Origin of the sequence: Pseudomonas fluorescens, from assembly GCF_001902145.1 — a bacterium.
Lineage (GTDB): Bacteria > Pseudomonadota > Gammaproteobacteria > Pseudomonadales > Pseudomonadaceae > Aquipseudomonas > Aquipseudomonas fluorescens_BV.
Genome location: NZ_MRST01000017.1, coordinates 87,252 through 104,700, shown reverse-complemented (window position 1 = coordinate 104,700; position 17,449 = coordinate 87,252). Strand labels below are relative to the sequence as shown.

The 17,449-nt window shown below is 62.9% G+C and carries 13 protein-coding genes; 4 read left to right on the top strand and 9 right to left on the bottom strand.

What is annotated here, in order from left to right; genetic code table 11:
- The first annotated feature begins 242 nt into the window (after positions 1-242).
- From BUE92_RS04605 to BUE92_RS04595, 3 genes are read left to right on the top strand one after another with little or no spacing between them, the layout of a single operon-like run.
- The gene (locus BUE92_RS04605; protein ID WP_073522165.1) at positions 243-1,781 is read left to right on the top strand and encodes a flavin-containing monooxygenase; all 1,539 of its coding nucleotides are present in this window, start codon (positions 243-245) and stop codon (positions 1,779-1,781) included.
- Positions 1,778-2,668, top strand: coding sequence for an SDR family NAD(P)-dependent oxidoreductase (locus BUE92_RS04600; RefSeq protein ID WP_073522164.1), 891 nt, complete (start codon positions 1,778-1,780; stop codon positions 2,666-2,668). The genes BUE92_RS04605 and BUE92_RS04600 overlap by 4 nt, the downstream gene beginning before the upstream one ends.
- Positions 2,669-2,683: 15 nt before the next feature.
- Positions 2,684-3,541, top strand: coding sequence for a metal-dependent hydrolase (locus tag BUE92_RS04595; protein WP_073522163.1), 858 nt, complete (start codon positions 2,684-2,686; stop codon positions 3,539-3,541).
- 121 nt (positions 3,542-3,662) lie between these two features.
- Here BUE92_RS04595 and pepN read toward each other — a convergent pair whose 3' ends face one another.
- The 6 genes from pepN to BUE92_RS04565 are packed head-to-tail and all read right to left on the bottom strand — an operon-like array spanning position 3,663 to position 10,163.
- Entirely contained in the window at positions 3,663-6,320 is a 2,658-nt protein-coding gene (gene pepN, locus BUE92_RS04590; protein WP_073522162.1) for an aminopeptidase N, read from the bottom strand.
- A gap of 13 nt (positions 6,321-6,333) precedes the next feature.
- On the bottom strand, positions 6,334-7,164 hold the full coding sequence (locus BUE92_RS04585; RefSeq protein ID WP_003190752.1) for a DUF2797 domain-containing protein: 831 nt from the start codon (positions 7,162-7,164) through the stop codon (positions 6,334-6,336).
- Positions 7,161-7,421 (bottom strand): YeaC family protein, encoded by a 261-nt coding sequence (locus BUE92_RS04580; RefSeq protein WP_005788688.1) that lies wholly within the window; start codon positions 7,419-7,421, stop codon positions 7,161-7,163. Before BUE92_RS04580 ends, BUE92_RS04585 begins: the two co-directional genes overlap by 4 nt.
- 14 nt (positions 7,422-7,435) lie before the next feature.
- Positions 7,436-8,305, bottom strand: coding sequence for a rhomboid family intramembrane serine protease (locus BUE92_RS04575; protein WP_073522160.1), 870 nt, complete (start codon positions 8,303-8,305; stop codon positions 7,436-7,438).
- On the bottom strand, positions 8,302-9,276 hold the full coding sequence (locus BUE92_RS04570; protein WP_371915181.1) for a metallophosphoesterase: 975 nt from the start codon (positions 9,274-9,276) through the stop codon (positions 8,302-8,304). Before BUE92_RS04570 ends, BUE92_RS04575 begins: the two co-directional genes overlap by 4 nt.
- The gene (locus tag BUE92_RS04565; protein ID WP_003217892.1) at positions 9,273-10,163 is read right to left on the bottom strand and encodes an NAD(+) kinase; all 891 of its coding nucleotides are present in this window, start codon (positions 10,161-10,163) and stop codon (positions 9,273-9,275) included. Before BUE92_RS04565 ends, BUE92_RS04570 begins: the two co-directional genes overlap by 4 nt.
- Before the next feature lie 144 nt (positions 10,164-10,307).
- Here BUE92_RS04565 and BUE92_RS04560 point away from each other — a divergent pair, with 144 nt between their 5' ends.
- Positions 10,308-11,255: a DUF1853 family protein gene (locus tag BUE92_RS04560; protein ID WP_073522157.1), complete on the top strand. Its 948-nt coding sequence runs from the start codon at positions 10,308-10,310 to the stop codon at positions 11,253-11,255.
- A gap of 771 nt (positions 11,256-12,026) precedes the next feature.
- Here BUE92_RS04560 and BUE92_RS04555 read toward each other — a convergent pair.
- The 3 genes from BUE92_RS04555 to cobN are packed head-to-tail and all read right to left on the bottom strand — an operon-like array spanning position 12,027 to position 17,448.
- Complete coding sequence (locus BUE92_RS04555) at positions 12,027-12,629, bottom strand: vWA domain-containing protein (protein ID WP_073522156.1); 603 nt, start codon at positions 12,627-12,629, stop codon at positions 12,027-12,029.
- Positions 12,630-12,682: 53 nt separating this feature from the next.
- On the bottom strand, positions 12,683-13,687 hold the full coding sequence (locus BUE92_RS04550) for an ATP-binding protein (protein ID WP_073522155.1): 1,005 nt from the start codon (positions 13,685-13,687) through the stop codon (positions 12,683-12,685).
- A complete protein-coding gene (gene cobN, locus BUE92_RS04545; RefSeq protein WP_073522154.1) occupies positions 13,687-17,448 on the bottom strand; it encodes a cobaltochelatase subunit CobN in 3,762 nt (1,253 codons plus the stop codon). Before cobN ends, BUE92_RS04550 begins: the two co-directional genes overlap by 1 nt.
- Between the last annotated feature and the right edge of the window lies 1 nt (position 17,449).

Below are 17,449 nucleotides of genomic sequence, written 5' to 3'. Positions count from 1 at the left end.
GGCCTGGCCTCAGCCATCGTCCACACCCTGGACCTACACTTCATGCATACCACGTTCGTCCGTCGGACAAATCGCTCATGCGCAACAAGGCCCTAGCGTAGGCAAATTTTTCAGGTAGATTATTTAAAATCTTTTTTAAAATAATTAATTCAATTTTCCTTTGCAATGGTGTTCTATCTAAAAGACAAAACAAAAACAGGAGCACATCCGATGCCCAAGCGCTTTATTGACGAGGCAGCCCTATGAATGCCCCCAGTGACTCAATCGACATCGCCATCATTGGCTCCGGGTTCGCGGGCCTGTGCATGGCGATCAAACTCAAGGAAGCCGGGCTCACCGACTTCTTTATTGCCGAACAGGCCGAGACCCTCGGCGGTACATGGCGCGACAATCACTACCCAGGTTGCGCCTGCGACGTGCAGTCCCATGTGTATTCGTTTTCCTTTGCGCCCAACCCGAACTGGACGCGCCAGTTCGCGGCGCAACCGGAGATTCGCGCCTATCTGGAAGACTGCGCCAAGCGCTTCGAGCTGGCGCCCTACCTGCGCTTTGGCATGGGCCTGCAACGGGCGCTCTTTGATGAACAACAGCAGCGCTGGCAACTGACCTTCACTAACGGCCGCCACGTCAGCGCACGGGTGCTGGTGTCGGGCATGGGGGGTTTGTCACGCCCGGCAATGCCGGATATCCCAGGGTTGGACAGCTTCAGGGGCAAGCGCTTCCACTCCCAGCAGTGGGATCACGAGTATTCCTTGAAGGGCAAGCGCGTGGCGGTGATCGGCACCGGTGCCAGCGCTATCCAGTTCGTGCCACAGATCGCCCCGCAGGTAGCGCACCTGGACCTGTTCCAGCGCACACCGCCGTGGATCATGCCCAAGCCTGATCGGCCGATTTCAGCGTTCGAACGCTGGTTGTTCAAGCATGTACCGCTCACCCAAAGGCTGGTGCGCGCTGCGCTTTACTGGGCGCTGGAAGGCCGTGTGGTGGGCTTTGCCCTGCATCCACGCCTGATGAAAATGGTGCAGAAAATCGCCCTGCGTCATCTGCGCAAACAAGTGGCCCGCCCTTCCCTGCGCAAAACCCTGACGCCGGACTACACCATCGGCTGCAAGCGCGTGTTGATCTCCAACGATTACTACCCGGCACTCTCGCGTAGCAATGTCGAGGTGGTCACCGACAGCGTGCTGCGCATCGAAGCCGACGGTGTGATCACCGCCGACGGTATCAAGCACCCCGCCGATTGCCTGATCTTCGGCACGGGTTTCCAGGCCAGCGACCCGTTGCCCCGTGGCTGCATCATCGGCCGTGACGGCATCGACCTGATGGACGCCTGGCGCGATGGCGCCCATGCCTACAAAGGCACCACCGTGCCGGGCTACCCGAACCTGTTTCTGATCGTCGGCCCCAACACCGGCCTGGGGCATAACTCGATGATCCTGATGATCGAGGCCCAGGTCGCGTACATCCTCGACGCCCTGAAACACATGCAGCGCCAGCGCCTTACCACGGTAGAGGTCAAGCCTGCCGTGGAGCACACCTACAACCAGCAGTTGCAGGACAAGCTCAAGCGCACCATCTGGAATACCGGCGGCTGCCAGAGCTGGTACCTCGACCCGCGCACCGGCAAGAACACCACGCTGTGGCCCGGCTCGACCTGGCGCTTCAAGCAGGTCACCCGGCATTTTGCCCTCAAGGACTACAGCGTCAGCCAGGCGCCGGCGCCCGCCCTGCCGCGAGCGGTTGCAACGCCCCACCCCACCACAGAAGGCAGCCTGTCATGAAGTCATTCAACGGCCGCGTTGCGGCGATCACCGGCGCGGCTTCCGGCATGGGCCGCGCACTGGCCCTGGCGCTGGCGCGGGAAGGGTGTCACCTGGCGCTGGCAGACAAGAACAGCCAGGGCCTGGAACACACCCTGGCCCTGATCCGCGCCTCGACCTTGTCGCCCGTCACTGTTACCACCCAAGTGCTGGATGTGTCCGACCGCCAGGCCATGCACGATTGGGCGGCGCGTTGCGTGGCCGAGCACGGCGAGGTCAACCTGGTCTTCAATAATGCCGGGGTGGCACTGTCGAGCACCGTCGAAGGGGTGGATTACGCCGACCTGGAATGGATCGTCGGCATCAACTTCTGGGGGGTGGTGCATGGCACCAAGGCATTCCTGCCGTACCTCAAGGCCAGCGGCGCCGGGCATATCATCAATACGTCCAGCGTGTTCGGCTTGTTCGCCCAGCCCGGCATGAGCGGCTACAACGCCACCAAGTTCGCCGTGCGCGGTTTCACCGAAGCCTTGCGCCAGGAACTCGACCTGCAACGCTGCGGCGTGTCGGCCACCTGTGTACACCCCGGCGGCATTCGTACCGATATCTGCCGCAGCAGCCGCATCGACGCGAACATGACCGGCTTTCTCATCCACAGCGAGCAACAAGCCCGCGCCGATTTCGAAAAACTCTTCATCACCGACGCCGACCAGGCCGCCAAAGTGATCTTGCAGGGCGTACGCAAAAACAAGCGCCGCGTGCTGATTGGCCGCGATGCCTATTTTCTCGACCTGCTCGCCCGCTGCCTGCCGGCGGCCTATCAAGCGCTGGTGGTGTTTGCCAGCAAGCGCATGGCGCCCAAGCCGCGCACGCCGGTGTTTGAAACCAACGACGAGCCTCGACTCTGAACAGGAGGACGCACCATGTTGCCGATCCGTCGCGATATCCGTTTTGCCTTGCCTGCCGAACGCATCAAGAACTGGCACGAACAAGGGCCGGTGGTCAGCCATTTCTTCAATGCCTTGTCGCTGCTGTTTCCCCAGGGTGAGCTGTTCTTCATGGACAGCGTGCGCCACTACCGTGGGCAGATCGACGATGCCGAACTGAAAAAAGAGGTCCAGGGGTTTATCGGCCAGGAGGCCATGCACAGCCGGGAACACGTGGCCTACAACGACTTGCTGCAAGCGGCCGGCCTGCCGGCGCACAGCCTTGACCGACGCTTGAAGTTCTTCCTCGACCTGCAGAAAAAACACCTGCCGCCGTCGTTCAACCTGGCGGTGACCATCGCCCTGGAACACTACACCGCGATGCTCGCCGAAATCCTGCTGAGCGACCCTTCGCGCTTTGGCGACTCACTCAAGGGTTACCAGCAGATGTGGTACTGGCACGCCCTGGAAGAAACCGAACACAAAGCCGTGGCGTTCGATGTGTGGAACAGGGTGATCAAGCCGGGGCCGGCACGTTACCTGCTTCGCACCGGCACCATGCTGACCACCAGCGTGCTGTTCTGGGTGGTGGTGCTGGATTTTCACGTGCGCCTGTTGATTGCCGACCGCACTTCGGGCGGCACGCTGAAGGGGTTATGGCGCATGGTTAAATTCTTGTATGGGCCCAAGGGGGTGTTTCCACGGATGTGCCGGCCGTGGCTGCATTATTTCAAGCCGGGCTTTCATCCCTGGGATCATGACAACCGGGCGCGGTTGGCGGGCATTGACCGGTTGGTCGAAGAGATAGAGCGCACGCGCCGCAGTTACGACGCTTATCAAACTGACGCCTCCTGACCTAAATGTGGGAGCGGGCTTGCTCGCGAAGGCGGCGTGTCAGTCGACATCAATATGACTGACCCACCGCTTTCGCGAGCAAGCCCGCTCCCACAGGGGGATCGCGTTAAGGCAATGAGGGTTACGCCAGGCTCTTGCTGACCACCTCAAACACATCGCTGGACAGCTCACCCGCGCCCAGGATGCGCTCCAGCTCCGCTTTCATCAGCGCCTGCCGTGCGCTGTCGTATTTACGCCAGCGCGTCAGCGGCGCCAGTTGGCGCGAGGCGATCTGCGGGTTCAAGGTATTGAGCTGGATCACCAGGTCCGCCAGGAAGCGATAGCCCGAACCATCCGCCGCATGGAAGTTGATCAGGTTCTGCCCGGCAAATGCGCCCACCAGCGCGCGCACCTTGTTCGGGTTCTTGATGGTGAACGCCGGGTGCTCCATCAACGCCTTGACCCGCGCCAGCCCGCCCGGCAAGGTGCTGCCGGCCTGTACGCTGAACCATTGGTCCATGACCAGCGGGTTGTCCTTGAAGTTTTCGGCAAACACCGCCAAGGCCTGGGCTTTCTCTGCTTCAAACGGCGAGTTCACCAACACCGCCAACGCCGTCAGGCGTTCGGTCATGTTATCGCTGGTGTCGAACTGATCCAGGGTGGCCGCCAACACTTCTGGCTTGCCGCTGAGCATCAAGTACGACAGCGCGATGTTCTGCAGGGCACGCCGAGCGAAGTGCTCGGCTTCTGCCACGTAAGGCGTTTGCTTGGACAGCTCGCGGTTGGCCTGGTAGCGCAGCCACAACCCTTCGAACAGGTTGTCGGCCAGCTGCTTGCGGGCAAACTCGCGGGCAGCGTGGATCGCGTCCACATCCGCCACTTCGCTGATTTCGGTGAGGTAGGCTTCGCTTGGCAGCGAGAGCATTTCGGCGACCATGGCCTGGTCCAGGCTTTCATCGCTCAACACCGTGCGCAGCGCGTCGATCAAGCGCTGATCGAGCTTGAGCGGCTGGCCCGCCTGGTGCTGGCCGATCAGTTCCTGCAATACCTGCACTGCCAACTGCTGGCCAGCATCCCAGCGGTTGAAACCGTCGCTGTCGTGCTGCATCAGGAACATCAGTTGATCGCGGCTGTACGGGAAGCTGAGCTTCACCGGCGCCGAGAACCCACGCAACAGCGAAGGCAATGGTTTTTCGGCGATATCGATGAAGGTGAAGGTCTGCTCGGCTTCAGTCACCGAGATCACTCTTGAAGTGCCTACAGCCGTGGCTTCACCGGCCAGGCGCAAGTTGATCGCGGCGCCCTGCCCGTCCAGCAGGCCCAATGCCACTGGGATCACGAATGGTAGTTTCTCGACCTTGTCCGGCGTTGGCGGGCAGCTCTGGCGGAAAGTCAGGCTATAGGTCTTGGCCGCCGCATCGTAGGCCTCGCTTACCGCCAGACGCGGGGTACCGGCCTGGCTGTACCAGCGCTTGAACTGGCTGAGGTCGGCGCCATTGGCGTCTTCCATGGCCTTGATGAAGTCGTCGCAGGTCACGGCCTGGCCGTCATGGCGTTCGAAATACAGGTCGCTGCCTTTGCGAAAGCCCTCGGCACCGAGCAAGGTGTGGATCATACCGACCACTTCCGAGCCCTTTTCATACACGGTCAGGGTGTAGAAGTTGGAGATTTCGATAAAGCTGTCCGGGCGTACGGCGTGGGCCATGGGGCCAGCATCTTCAGCGAACTGGTGGGTACGCAGGTACGCCACGTCCTGGATGCGCTTGACCGTGGCCGAGTTCATGTCGGCAGAGAAGCCCGAGTCACGGAACACGGTGAAGCCTTCCTTGAGCGACAGCTGGAACCAGTCGCGGCAGGTCACGCGGTTGCCCGACCAGTTGTGGAAGTATTCGTGGGCGACGATGGCCTCGACGCGCTGGTGGGCGGCATCGGTGGCGGTTTCGGCGCGGGCCAGCACGGCGCTGGAGTTGAAGATATTGAGGCCCTTGTTCTCCATGGCGCCCATGTTGAAGTCGTTGACCGCCACGATCATGAAGATGTCGAGGTCGTACTCGCGGCCGTAGGTCTCTTCGTCCCAGCGCATGGATTTTTTCAGGCTGGTCATGGCGTGCTGGCACTTGTCGATGTTTTCCGGCTCGACGTAGATGCGCAGCGCGACTTCGCGGTTGGTCATGGTGGTGAAGCTGTCTTCGACACACCACAGGTCACCGGCCACCAGGGCAAACAGGTAGGCCGGTTTCTTGAACGGGTCTTCCCAGGTCGCCCAGTGCCGACCGTCTTCACCGGGGCCGCTGGCGATCGGGTTGCCGTTGGACAACAGCACCGGGTAGCTGTGCTGTTCGGCGATCACCGTGGTGGTGAACACGCTCATCACATCCGGGCGGTCGAGGTAATAGGTGATCTTGCGAAAACCCTCGGCCTCGCACTGGGTGCAGAACATACCGCTGGATTTGTACAAGCCTTCCAGGGCGGTGTTGGTTTCCGGGTGGATCTTGACCGTGGTGTCCAGGGTGAAGGTTTCACTCTGGGGCTGCAGGGTCAGGTGGCTGTCGGTCAATTGGTAATCGGCGGCGGTCAGCTCCTGATCCGCGAGGGTGACGCTCAGCAACTCAAGCTGCTGGCCATCCAGTACAAGCGGTGGCAGGCCAGTGCCACGCTCGGGGTTGCGGCGCATCACCAACTGCGCGTGGACCAGGCTGTGGTCCTCGAACAACTCGAAGGTCAGGTGCGTCTCGTCGATCAGGTAGTCCGGCGCCTGATAGTCCTTAAGGTAAATCATCTTCGGTTGTTCGGTGCGCATGCTGGGGATCCTTCTACTGATGCACGGCGAGCTGATAGGCCGTGTATTTACGAATGTTGATGACGCCGGTGTCGAAGATCAGGTATTGGCCCTTGATCCCCAGCAGCGTGCCTTCGGCAATCGGGTTCTTGTCCAGGTTGAAGCTGACGATCTTGGTCGGATACTGCTCGACCGGGTAGCGGATTTCAATCGGCTCGATGTCGGCAATGGTTTGGATGGCTTGCAGGCCAAAGCGTTCCTGCAAACCCAGCAAGCCCTCGGCGCAAGAGGCGAACAGCTCATCACGCACCTGCTTGAGGTCCACCGATTGCGCGTCGCCCTTGAGCAAGGCGCGCCAGTTGGTCTTGTCGGCCACCTGGCTGCGAAACAGGTCTTCGACGAAGCCCGATTGCTGGCGTGTCGCCACGCGCATGATCGGCAGCGCCTGGCTGGCGCCCTGGTCCAGCCAACGGGTGGGCAACTGCGTAGCACGCGTAATGCCGACCTTGATGCCCGACGAGTTGGCCAGGTACACCACGTGATCGGTCATGCAGAATGTCTCGCCCCAGCCCGGATCGCGGCAGGTGCCGGCGTCGTAATGGCAACGCTCGGGGCTCATGATGCACAGGTCACACTGGGCCAGCTTGGTCATGCACGGGTAGCAATAGCCCTGGCTGAAGCTGGTCTTGGTCTTGCGCCCGCAATGGCTGCAATGAATCGCGCCCAGGTATTCCAGGCGCACATGGGTGCCGATCAACGGATTGACCGGCACCTCGGTGTCGCCCAGGCGAAAGGCGTATTGAACGGTCGGCTCGCCGAGTTGCGCCGACATTTTGCTGACTGCACCGCGACCAATTTCAATCAATGGATCGCATCCGACTTGAACAGGATGTTCGCCACCGGTTCTGACTTGGACGCGCACTCCTGCGGGCCCATATAACCGGTGCGCTGCTCTTCGGGCAGGTTCTGGATCTCCCAGGCAATCATCGCTTGCAACGACAATTCGCGCTGCTCGGCGGTAAGCTTGCGGCCATCGGACCATTTGCCGATCTCTACCGCGAGCTTGAGGCTCTCATAGATGTCCGGGGTGATGTTTTCGATCATTTCAGCAAAAGAGGACATAAGGCTCTTCCTTATCAAAGAGACGCTTTGCGACGGTTGTACAAACCGCCGAGCAAACCCGTCAAGCAACCGATGACCAACCCGCCCACATGGGCCGCGTTGGCGATTTCGCCGAAACCGATCATCGAGACCAGCCCCGACAGGCAGAGCAGCAACCACACCAGCATCATTACCAGCACCCCACGGGGCAGGCGATAGGCCGGGTTGGGCGACAATAATTGAAAGATCCAGCAGTGCCCGAGCAGGCCGTACAACACGCCGGACAAGCCGCCAAACAAGCCGGGGCCACCGTAGGCGTATTGCGCGTAGTTGGAGACCAGGCTGAACAACAGGGTCAGGCCCAGCAGGTTGATACTGCCCTGGCGCGCTTCAATGCGCCGGCCCAGCTCCCAGTACCACATGCCGTTCATGGCCAAATGCAGGATGCCGAAGTGGATCAGCATCGGCGTGACCAGGCGCCACCACTGCCCCGAGGCCAGCGTGTCGGCCAGCGGCGTGAACTGGATGTACTCGCCCAGCACCCGGAAAGGCAGGAAGGTCAACCAGGCCATGGCTTGCAGGTTTTCACCCAGCAGGGTCACAGCGGCGACGATGAGGCTGGCCAGCAGCACCAGCGCGGTGACCGGGCTGTGGCGCACCTGCTGGACAAAACCTGGCCGCGCAACCGGCGCCTGTTCGGGAATATCCAGTTGCTGGTCCGGGTCGCCAGCGGGGAAGCGTTGATACAACACGCGCACGTCGTCGCTGATGGTTTCGGGCACCCACAGCACCTGTTCACCCGCCTCCTCACTGACGCGATGGGGCACTTGCATGCGTTGCAGCAACTTGACGAAGCCCCCCAGATCGACGTTCAGGGGCAAGCGCAATACAGCTACGGTACTCATGGAATGGCCTCTGGTCGCTCAACGTCGACCCATACGAATTTACGCGGATCCAGTTCGGTTTCCTGGTCCAGTCGATACGCCACCAGCTTGCCGTACAGCACGGCGCTGTAATCCAGGCAGGCCAGGTTCGGGCGGATCGGCGCCGGTTTGCCGCTGCGCCAGTAGTGGCCGACGAACAACAGCGGTTCATCGACGCCATAGCGCAGCAGGGAGTTCTTTTCGGTCGACGACAACGGCGTGCGCGCCACCGGTTCCGGCAAGGCGTCGGGCTGGAACACGATGTCGCCGTAGGTCTTGGGGTCGTCTTCCCAGAACTTGGTGCGAAAGAACGAACGCGTCAGGCCATCGCCACCGGTCAACGTCAGGCCGTCGGGCAGGCGCATATCGGTGCCGCGCAACAGGCGGTCGAACGCGTTGCAGGCGAAACTGCCCGGTACGGCGGCGGCTTGCAGGAAGTGCTGGTCGATGCAGCCGTCCGGGAAGGTCGCGCGCAGCGGCTGGATAAAACTGTCGTCCCAGCACGCGTGCACCACGCGAAAACGCCCAGCGTCGACAAACAACGGCATGTCGTAGAACCAGGCGAGGAAGTCGTGCCAATCAGCCGGGTGGTGTTCGAACTGGGCCAGGGTCTCATGGATCAGGCGGGCGTGACGCGGGTTGTGCTCACGCACAAACTGCTTGCCGCTGCCCGGCGGGGCCGGTGTGGTCCAGCCCAGCGCATTGAACTCGTGGTTACCCATGATGCACAGCGCCTGGCCGGCCTCGGTCATGTCGTGGACGATATGCAGCGCCTCACGGATGCGTGGACCGCGGTCGATGATATCGCCCAGGAACACAGCCATGCGTGACGGATGGCGCCAGGTGCCGCCCTGCTTGTGGTAACCCAGTTGGTCGAGCAAGTGCTCAAGGGTATGAGCGCAACCGTGCACGTCACCAATCAGGTCGTAGCTACGCGCGGGATCGAGCATCAGTCGCCTCCACCTCCCAAGCGGCTGCCCCAGCCCAACTTGGTGCGGCACACTTCGTAGTAGTTGTGATCCAGCGGGTGGATCAAGCGCAACTTCTGTGCCTTCTTGCTCACGGTGATGGTGTCACCGGGGGCGCAGGTGAAATGGTTCTGCCCGTCGCAGGAGACTTGCGGGTAGATTTGCATGTCTTTGGACACCACGATTTTCAGCTCACTGTTGCCATCGACCACAATTGGCCGACTGGACAACATATGGGGGTACATCGGCACGATCACAATGGCATCGAGCTTGGGGTGCATGATCGGGCCGCCGGCCGACAGCGCGTAGGCGGTAGAACCGGTGGGTGTGGCGACGATCAGGCCGTCGGCCTTCTGGCTGCAGACGAACTGGCCATCGATGTACAGCTCGAACTCGATCATGCGCGTGGATTTGCCGGGGTGCAGCACCACGTCGTTAAGGGCATCGCCCTGGCCGATCGCCTCGCCATGGCGGCGCACTTCGGCCTGCAGCAGGAAGCGGTTCTCCACCAGGTAATGGCCGTCGAGCACCTTGGCCACTTCGACTTCCAGCTCATCGGGGCGTATATCGGTCAGAAAGCCCAGGCTGCCACGGTTGATCCCCAGCACCGGCACATTATGCCGCGCCAGCGCCCGGGCGGCGCCGAGCAGGCTGCCATCGCCGCCGACCACGATGACCATGTCGCACACCTCGCCGAGCATCTTGCGCGACGAGGTTTGCAGGCCGTGGCCAGGGAGGATTTCAGCGATGGTGTCTTCGAGGATCACATGCAGGTGGCGCTCGAGCAGAAACTTCTTCAGCCGGCGGACGGTGTCCAACACCTGGGTACTGCCCAGGCGACCGATAATGCCGATATTGCGAAATTGCTCCATGGGGCTCCTGCGGAATCTGGGGTGAGGCAAAAAGAGCGATTATGGGCGAAAGGCCGCCTCAGGCAAAATCCTTTGTCGCCGCCACGCCTTGATGACAATGGTTCTCAGGCACCTTCTGCGCGCTGAAAAGGCTATGCTCGGACCATGACGCCATTCCCCGACTTGCACACCCTGCCCCGCCAACTGCGCCACCCCGAGGTGCGCGACCTGGCGTGGGTGATGCTCGCGCCGCCGATGCTGGCGCAGACGCCTTGGCCACAGCGCCATCCGCTGGCGGGCAGTGACTGGGTGCAAGCCCCTCACCAACTCGAAGCCTGGCTGCGCCAGCTGGACCAGGACAGCAGCGCGTTGCAGCAGTGGCTGAGCCTGTCACGTACTCGGCGCCTGGGCCTGTACTACGAACGCTTGTGGCAATTTGCCGTACAGCAGGCGCCGGGGGTGGAGTTGCTGGCCGCCAACCTGCCGATCCGCCGTGCCGGGCACACGCTGGGCGAGCTGGACATGCTGCTGCGCGACCGCGATGGGGTGCACCACCTGGAACTGGCGATCAAACTCTACCTGGGCCCTCAGGACGGCAACGGCCAGGATGCTACGCAATGGCTGGGGCCTGGCTGCCATGATCGGCTGGACCGCAAGCTGGCGCACCTGGCCGAGCATCAATTGCCAATGTCCGCGCGGGCAGAAAGCCGCGAGGCTTTGGGGGCGCTGGATATCCAAGCGTTCGATGCGCATTTGTGGCTCGGCGGCTATCTGCTCTACCCCTGGCCCGGCGCGGCGCTCTCCCCCCTCGGCGCTCACCCCCAGCATCTGCGTGGGCGCTGGTTGCATCAGCGCGACTGGACAGACTTTGTCAGCACCCGACCAGAAGGCCGCTGGCAACCCCTGCCCCGCCATGCCTGGCTGGCGCCCGCGCATTACCCTGCCGATGAAGTGTGGAGTGAAGTGCAGATGAAAGGCTGGCTGGCAGACCTGGACCCAATGGCCCCGGCGCAGTTGCTGGTGCGCATGGTGCCCAACGGTGAGGAGTGGGAAGAAGCCGAGCGGTTGTTTCTGGTGGCGGATCTTTGGCCGAATGTGCCGGGGACAGGCTGATAGGTGTGGTGTGTTTGAGGGCCTCATCGCAGGCAAGCCAGCTCCCACATTTTGACCGCGCTGCTGGCTTGCCTTTTGTAGGAGCGAGCTTGCTCGCGAAAAACTCACTGGCACCGCGTTCATTCAGCAAACACGGGTTATCGTTGACGTTTTTCGCGAGCAAGCTCGCTCCTACAGAATTGACCGCAGCGCCGATTCCATGTGGGAGCTGGCTTGCCTGCGATGGCCATAGGTATCTACACAACTTCGAGGCGACGCTGGACCTGTGGCGAGGGAGCTTGCTCCCGCGAAGACGGCCTGGCAGCCGACGCTGATCTAACTGATGCCCCGCGATCCAATGTGGGAGCTGGCTTGCCTGCGAAGGCGGCCTGGCAGTCAACACAGGTGGACCGTGTACATATCCATTTCTGCGGTAACGGCCACTTAGGGTTCCGCTTTTACAGCGGCTCACTTTTGAAAAGCGCAAAAGTAAGCAAAACGCTCTTGCCCCACCACTCGGCACCTCGCTCAGGCTCGGTGTGCCCGTAATCCGCCAGTGATTTGGGGGGCCGCCGCCACGCGCCATCCATGGCGCGGGGCGGCTAAACCGGCATCCCTGCCGGTTTACCCCCCAAATCCCTGTCGAATTCCGGCCAGCGTGGTTTAACGGGGCGCCTGAGATCAAGATCACAAGCAGATCAAGATCAAGAGCGGCTCGCTGCGCATCGTGGTTCCCGTCGACCGCTACAGAGTTGTGTAGATACCTATGCTGCGATGGCGATAGCCCAGGCGCTACAGCTTGTCGATGTGCCGATACTCCAACTGCAACCCCACCGCCAACTCCTCAGCCCGCCCCAACCTGATCGGCCCACGCTCGATGTCAATCAACATCCCAGGGCATTCCAATCGCGGCAGCGCGCCAATCGCCTTTAGCCGCCCATCGGTCACCACCAGCAACTTCTGTTGCTCGGCGGGATAGCGCTTGCGCCGTGCCGCCAACCAATGCCCCGACTCGGTCAGCGCAGCCAGCAACGGCGTCCCGCCGCCTGCTCCCAACTGCCCCAACCAATCGGCCAAGCCTTTCGCCGCCTTCAAGCCTTGCACCTGCCACTTCGGCGATTGCCCGCTGGCCGTCAATAACGCCATGCGCGCCCGTTGGCGATAAGCATCGTCAAACAGCTGGGCCAGCAGCCCCTTGGCATCGGTCAACGCCCGATGGCGCCGCGTGGATGCCGAGGCATCGACAATCACCAACCACAGTTCAGGAGCCGACCGGCTACGCAAGTGGAACAGCAGGTCCTCACGGCATTGCGGCCGCCCACCCAGCAACGTGCCCGGCCAATTGATCGCCCCGCGCTGTGCGCTGCGGGCCTTGCCCTGCCGGCCGGTGTTCAATCGCCCCGCCTGGGGCCGGGCATCCGCACCCGCGTCAGGTCGGGGGCGGATGCCTAGGGCTTTTTTGGCCAGGTGGGTACATCGCGGCGTGCGCCCGTGGGCAAGGCGGGTGCGGGCATATCGCCCCACTGGCCTTGGCCGGGCGAGGTGTCAGAGGGTGACGATAACGGCCCGCCATTCGGCTGGGGCGGCGCGCCTGGCGGGGTTGGCTGCTGGCGGCGATGGCGCAAGGCGAACTCCGCCACCGCGTCGATATCTTCCTGCTCGATAGCGGCGCCGCCACGCCACGCCGCATGGGCACGGGCGCCACGCAACCAGACCAGGTCGGCACGCAGGCCGTCGACCCCAGCGGCAAAGCAGCGCTCGGTGATGCGGGCCAACGCCTGGTCATCCAGGGCGATGCTGTCTAGCCGTGCCCGCGCCTGGGTGCAGCGTTCGCGCAAGGCAGCTTGCGCTGGCGCCCACTGCGCGCAGAACGCTGCCGGGTCAGTGTCGAAATCCAGGCGACGCCGGATGATCTGCCCGCGCTCGGCGGGCAAGGTCTGCCCGCTCAAGGCCACATTGAAGCCGAAGCGGTCGAGCAACTGCGGGCGCAGCTCGCCCTCCTCCGGGTTCATGGTGCCGATCAGTACAAAGCGCGCCGCATGGCGATGGGAAATCCCGTCGCGTTCGATCAGGTTGGTGCCGCTGGCGGCTACGTCCAGCAGCAGGTCCACCAAGTGGTCGGCCAGCAGGTTGACTTCATCCACGTACAACACCCCGCCGTCAGCCTTGGCCAACACACCGGGGGAGAATTGTACGCGGCCTTCGCCCAGTGCGGCATCCAGGTCCAGGGTGCCGACCAGGCGCTCTTCGGTCGCGCCCAGGGGCAAGGTCACAAACTGCCCGCTGGCCAGCAGGTCCGCCAGCCCACGGGCCAGAGTCGACTTGGCCATGCCCCGCGGCCCTTCGATCAGCACGCCGCCGATCTTCGGGTCGGTGGCGGCCAGGCACAGCGCGAGCTTCAAGTCATCAGCGCCGACCACCGCGGACAGTGGGAAATGCGGAGTATCAGTCATCAGCTGTCTTCTTCTATATCCAGCAACAGGTTTTCCAAGGCTTCGCGGTACGCCCCCGGTGCCTGCCACAAGCCACGTTGCTGGGCTTCGAGCATGCGCTCGGTCATGTCGCGCAGGGCATCGGGGTTGTGCTGTTGCACAAAGGCACGGGTGTCAGGGTCCAGCAGGTAGGCATCGGCGAGCAAGGCGTATTGGTGATCGTCAATCAGCGCAGTGGTAGCGTCGAAGGCGAACAGGTTGTCCACGGTTGCGGCCATCTCGAACGCGCCTTTATAGCCATGGCGCTTCACGCCCTCGATCCACTTGGGGTTGGCCGCGCGGGCACGGATTACCCGGTTGAGCTCTTCCTTCAAGGTGCGGATTTTCGGCACGTCCGGCTGGCTGTGGTCGCCATGGTAGCTGGCGGCCTTTTCGCCGCTCAGGGTTTCCACGGCGGCCAGCATGCCGCCCTGGAATTGGTAGTAGTCGTTGGAATCGAGCAGGTCGTGCTCGCGATTGTCCTGGTTCTGCAACACCGCCTGCACCTGGCTCAAACGCTGGGCAAATTGCTCGCGGGCTGCGGTGCCTTCATCGGAGCCACCGTAGGCGTAACCGCCCCAGTTCAGGTAGACCTCAGCCAAGTCCTCGCGGCTCTGCCACAAGCGCCCGTCAATCGCGCCCTGCACGCCTGCACCGTAGGCACCCGGCTTGGCGCCGAAAATGCGCCAGCCGGCCTGCTTGGCCGCAGCACCTTCATCCAGGCCCGCCTCAAGCAATGCTTGGCGTTCGCTGCGCACTTTGGCGGCCAGCGGGTTCATGTCGTCGGGTTCATCCAGGGCCGCCACCGCCTGTACCGCCGCGTCGAACAGGCGGATCAGGTTGGCAAACGCATCGCGGAAGAACCCGGACACGCGCAGGGTCACGTCCACGCGCGGGCGGTCCAATAAGCTGATCGGCAGGATCTCGAAATCGTCCACCCGCTGGCTGCCAGTGGCCCACACCGGGCGCACGCCCATCAGTGCCATGGCCTGGGCGATATCGTCACCGCCGGTGCGCATGGTGGCGGTGCCCCATACCGACAGGCCGAGCTGGCGCAGGTGGTCGCCGTGGTCTTGCAGGTGCCGCTCAAGAATCAGGTTGGCCGACTGGAAACCGAGACGCCAGGCCGTGGTGGTTGGCAGGTTGCGTACGTCCACGGTAAAGAAGTTACGCCCCGTAGGCAGCACATCCAGCCGACCGCGACTCGGCGCGCCACTGGGCCCTGCCGGGACAAAGCGCCCACTCAAGGCATCGAGCAAGCCGCGCATCTCCGCCGGCCCACAGGCATCCAGGCGTGGCGCGACGACGATGCGCAGGCCTTCGATCACCGACTTCACCTCCTGCCAGCCGGGCTCTTCCAACTGTTCGATGGGGCCTTCCAATGCCTGCTCGATCAAGCGCGCCGCGTACAACTCCAGGCGTTCACGGGTATCCCCGGCCGTACGCCACAGCTGATCGTCAATCTTCTGCAACACCAACGGGCGCCGCCCCGTCCAGGGCTCGGACAGTGCACAATCGAGCGGATCAAATCCCAGGTCGAATGCCTTGGCCAACACTCGCAGCAGGCTCGACTGCGGGCCCCGTCCATCGCCACGGGGAATGCGCAACAGCGCCAGCAAGGTATCGATACGCAAACGGCCCTCGGGCGACTCGCCAAAGATATGCAGGCCATCGCGGATCTGCGATTCCTTCAAGTCGCACAGGTAGGTATCCAGGCGCGGCAGCCACACCGCCGCGTCCGCCTCACTGCCCAGTTCAAGCTCCTGGTCGATACGGGTTTCGCGTACCAGCTTGAGGATGTCTTTTTGCAGCTCCAGCGCACGACGCGGGTCGAGCAATTGCGCCTCGTAATATTCGTCGGCCAATAACTCAAGGTCACGCAGCGGGCCGTAGGTTTCGGCGCGGGTCAGCGGTGGCATCAGGTGGTCGATGATCACCGCCTGGGTGCGTCGCTTGGCCTGGGCACCTTCGCCCGGGTCGTTGACGATAAACGGGTAGATATTCGGCAGCGGCCCCAGCAATGCATCCGGCCAGCAGTGCTCCGACAGGCCCACGCCTTTGCCGGGCAGCCATTCCAGGTTGCCGTGCTTGCCCACGTGGATCACGCCGTGGGCGCCGTAGGTATGGCGTAGCCAGAAATAGAACGCCAGGTAGCCATGGGGCGGTACCAGGTCCGGGTCGTGGTACACGGCGCTGGCATCTACCTGGTAACCCCGGGCCGGCTGGATGCCGACGAAGGTCAGGCCCAGGCGCAGGCCGGCGATCATCATGCGGCCATCGCGGCACATCGGATCGTTTTGCGGGGCGCCCCAACGCTCCAGCACGGCCTGGCGATTGGACGCAGGCAAGCGATCAAACATCGCCTGGTATTCCACAAGGCCCAGGCTTTGATGACAGGGGCGCAGGTCGAGGCTGTCGAGGTCGTTGGTGACGCCGCCGAGCAGTTCCTGGATCAGCGCGGTGCCGCTGTCGGGCAGCACATCCGCCACCGGGTAGCCCTCGGTTTGCAAGGCACGCAGGATATTCAGCGCTGCCGCCGGGGTGTCCAGGCCTACGCCGTTGCCGATGCGACCGTCGCGGGTCGGGTAGTTGGCGAGGATCAACGCAATCCGTTTCTCGGCATTCGGCACCCGCGCCAACTCGACCCAACGGCGTGCCAGCTCAGCGACAAAATCCATGCGTTCGGGCGCTGCGCGGTAGCACACCACGTCCGACTGGCTGCGCTCGCTGCGCCAGGCCAGGTCCTTGAAACTGATCGGCCGGCTGATGATGCGCCCGTCCAGCTCCGGCAAGGCGATATGCATCGCCAGGTCGCGGGGCCCCAGGCCTTGTTCGCTGGCCTGCCAGCCGGGTTGGTTGTCCTGGGCACAGATCGCCTGGATCACCGGGATATTGCGGCGAAACGGGCGCAAATGCGGCGCTTCCGGGCTCGATTGGGCAAAGCCGGTAGTGTTCAGAATGACCGCGGCTTGCACGTCATCCAGCAGGTCCTCGACCACCGAGAGGCAGCCGGGTTCTTTCAAACTGGCCACCGCGATAGGCAACGGGTTGAGGCCCGCCGCCTGTAAGCGCTGGCAGAACACATCGATAAAACCGGTATTGGCCGCCTGCAAATGGGAGCGGTAGAACAGCACCGCAGCCACGGGCCAGTCGGCGTGCCAATCGGCCTGCCAGTCATTGAGGCGGGCATTGGCGCAGTGCGGGTGATAGATCGCCGTGCGCGGCAGCGCTTGCGGTTCTGCCCAGGCATAGTCGCGGCCCAGGTGGGCACTGGCCAGGCAGTGGTAAAAATCCAGGGCATTGCCCAGGCCACCTTGGCGCAGGAAGTGCCACAGGCGCTCGCGGTGTTCGGCAGCAACGGTGCTCAGGCCGCTGAGTTCCGGGTCTGGGCGGTCGTCACCCGGCACCAGGATCAGGGTGACGCCGCGTTCGGCCAACTCCACCAGGCGCTCGATGCCGTAGCGCCAATACCCGATGCCGCCGTGCAATGACAACAGGATGACCTTGGCGTGGCGCAGTACCTCGTCGACGTACAGGTCGACCGAGGCATGGTTCTGCACCTGCATCGGGTTGGCCAGGCGCAGGCTGGGGTAATCCTCGGGCAATTGCTGGGCGGCTTCGGCGAGCAGCGCCAGGCTGGAATCGCCGCTGCACAGGATCACCAGCTCAGCGGGGGTCTGGCCAAGGTCGGCAATATTGTCGTCCGCGACGAAACCACCGGGTTGGGTCCTGAGCAGGTGCATG

Excerpts from the sequence above, each read along its gene's own strand:
- BUE92_RS04605 (WP_073522165.1), top strand. The coding sequence starts at position 243 with ATGAATGCCCCCAGTGACTCAATCGACATCGCCATCATTGGCTCCGGG.
- BUE92_RS04600 (WP_073522164.1), top strand. The coding sequence starts at position 1,778 with ATGAAGTCATTCAACGGCCGCGTTGCGGCGATCACCGGCGCGGCTTCC.
- BUE92_RS04595 (WP_073522163.1), top strand. The coding sequence starts at position 2,684 with ATGTTGCCGATCCGTCGCGATATCCGTTTTGCCTTGCCTGCCGAACGC.
- pepN (WP_073522162.1), bottom strand. The coding sequence starts at position 6,320 with ATGCGCACCGAACAACCGAAGATGATTTACCTTAAGGACTATCAGGCG.
- BUE92_RS04580 (WP_005788688.1), bottom strand. The coding sequence starts at position 7,421 with ATGTCCTCTTTTGCTGAAATGATCGAAAACATCACCCCGGACATCTAT.
- BUE92_RS04575 (WP_073522160.1), bottom strand. The coding sequence starts at position 8,305 with ATGAGTACCGTAGCTGTATTGCGCTTGCCCCTGAACGTCGATCTGGGG.
- BUE92_RS04565 (WP_003217892.1), bottom strand. The coding sequence starts at position 10,163 with ATGGAGCAATTTCGCAATATCGGCATTATCGGTCGCCTGGGCAGTACC.
- BUE92_RS04560 (WP_073522157.1), top strand. The coding sequence starts at position 10,308 with ATGACGCCATTCCCCGACTTGCACACCCTGCCCCGCCAACTGCGCCAC.
- BUE92_RS04550 (WP_073522155.1), bottom strand. The coding sequence starts at position 13,687 with ATGACTGATACTCCGCATTTCCCACTGTCCGCGGTGGTCGGCGCTGAT.
- cobN (WP_073522154.1), bottom strand. The coding sequence starts at position 17,448 with ATGCACCTGCTCAGGACCCAACCCGGTGGTTTCGTCGCGGACGACAAT.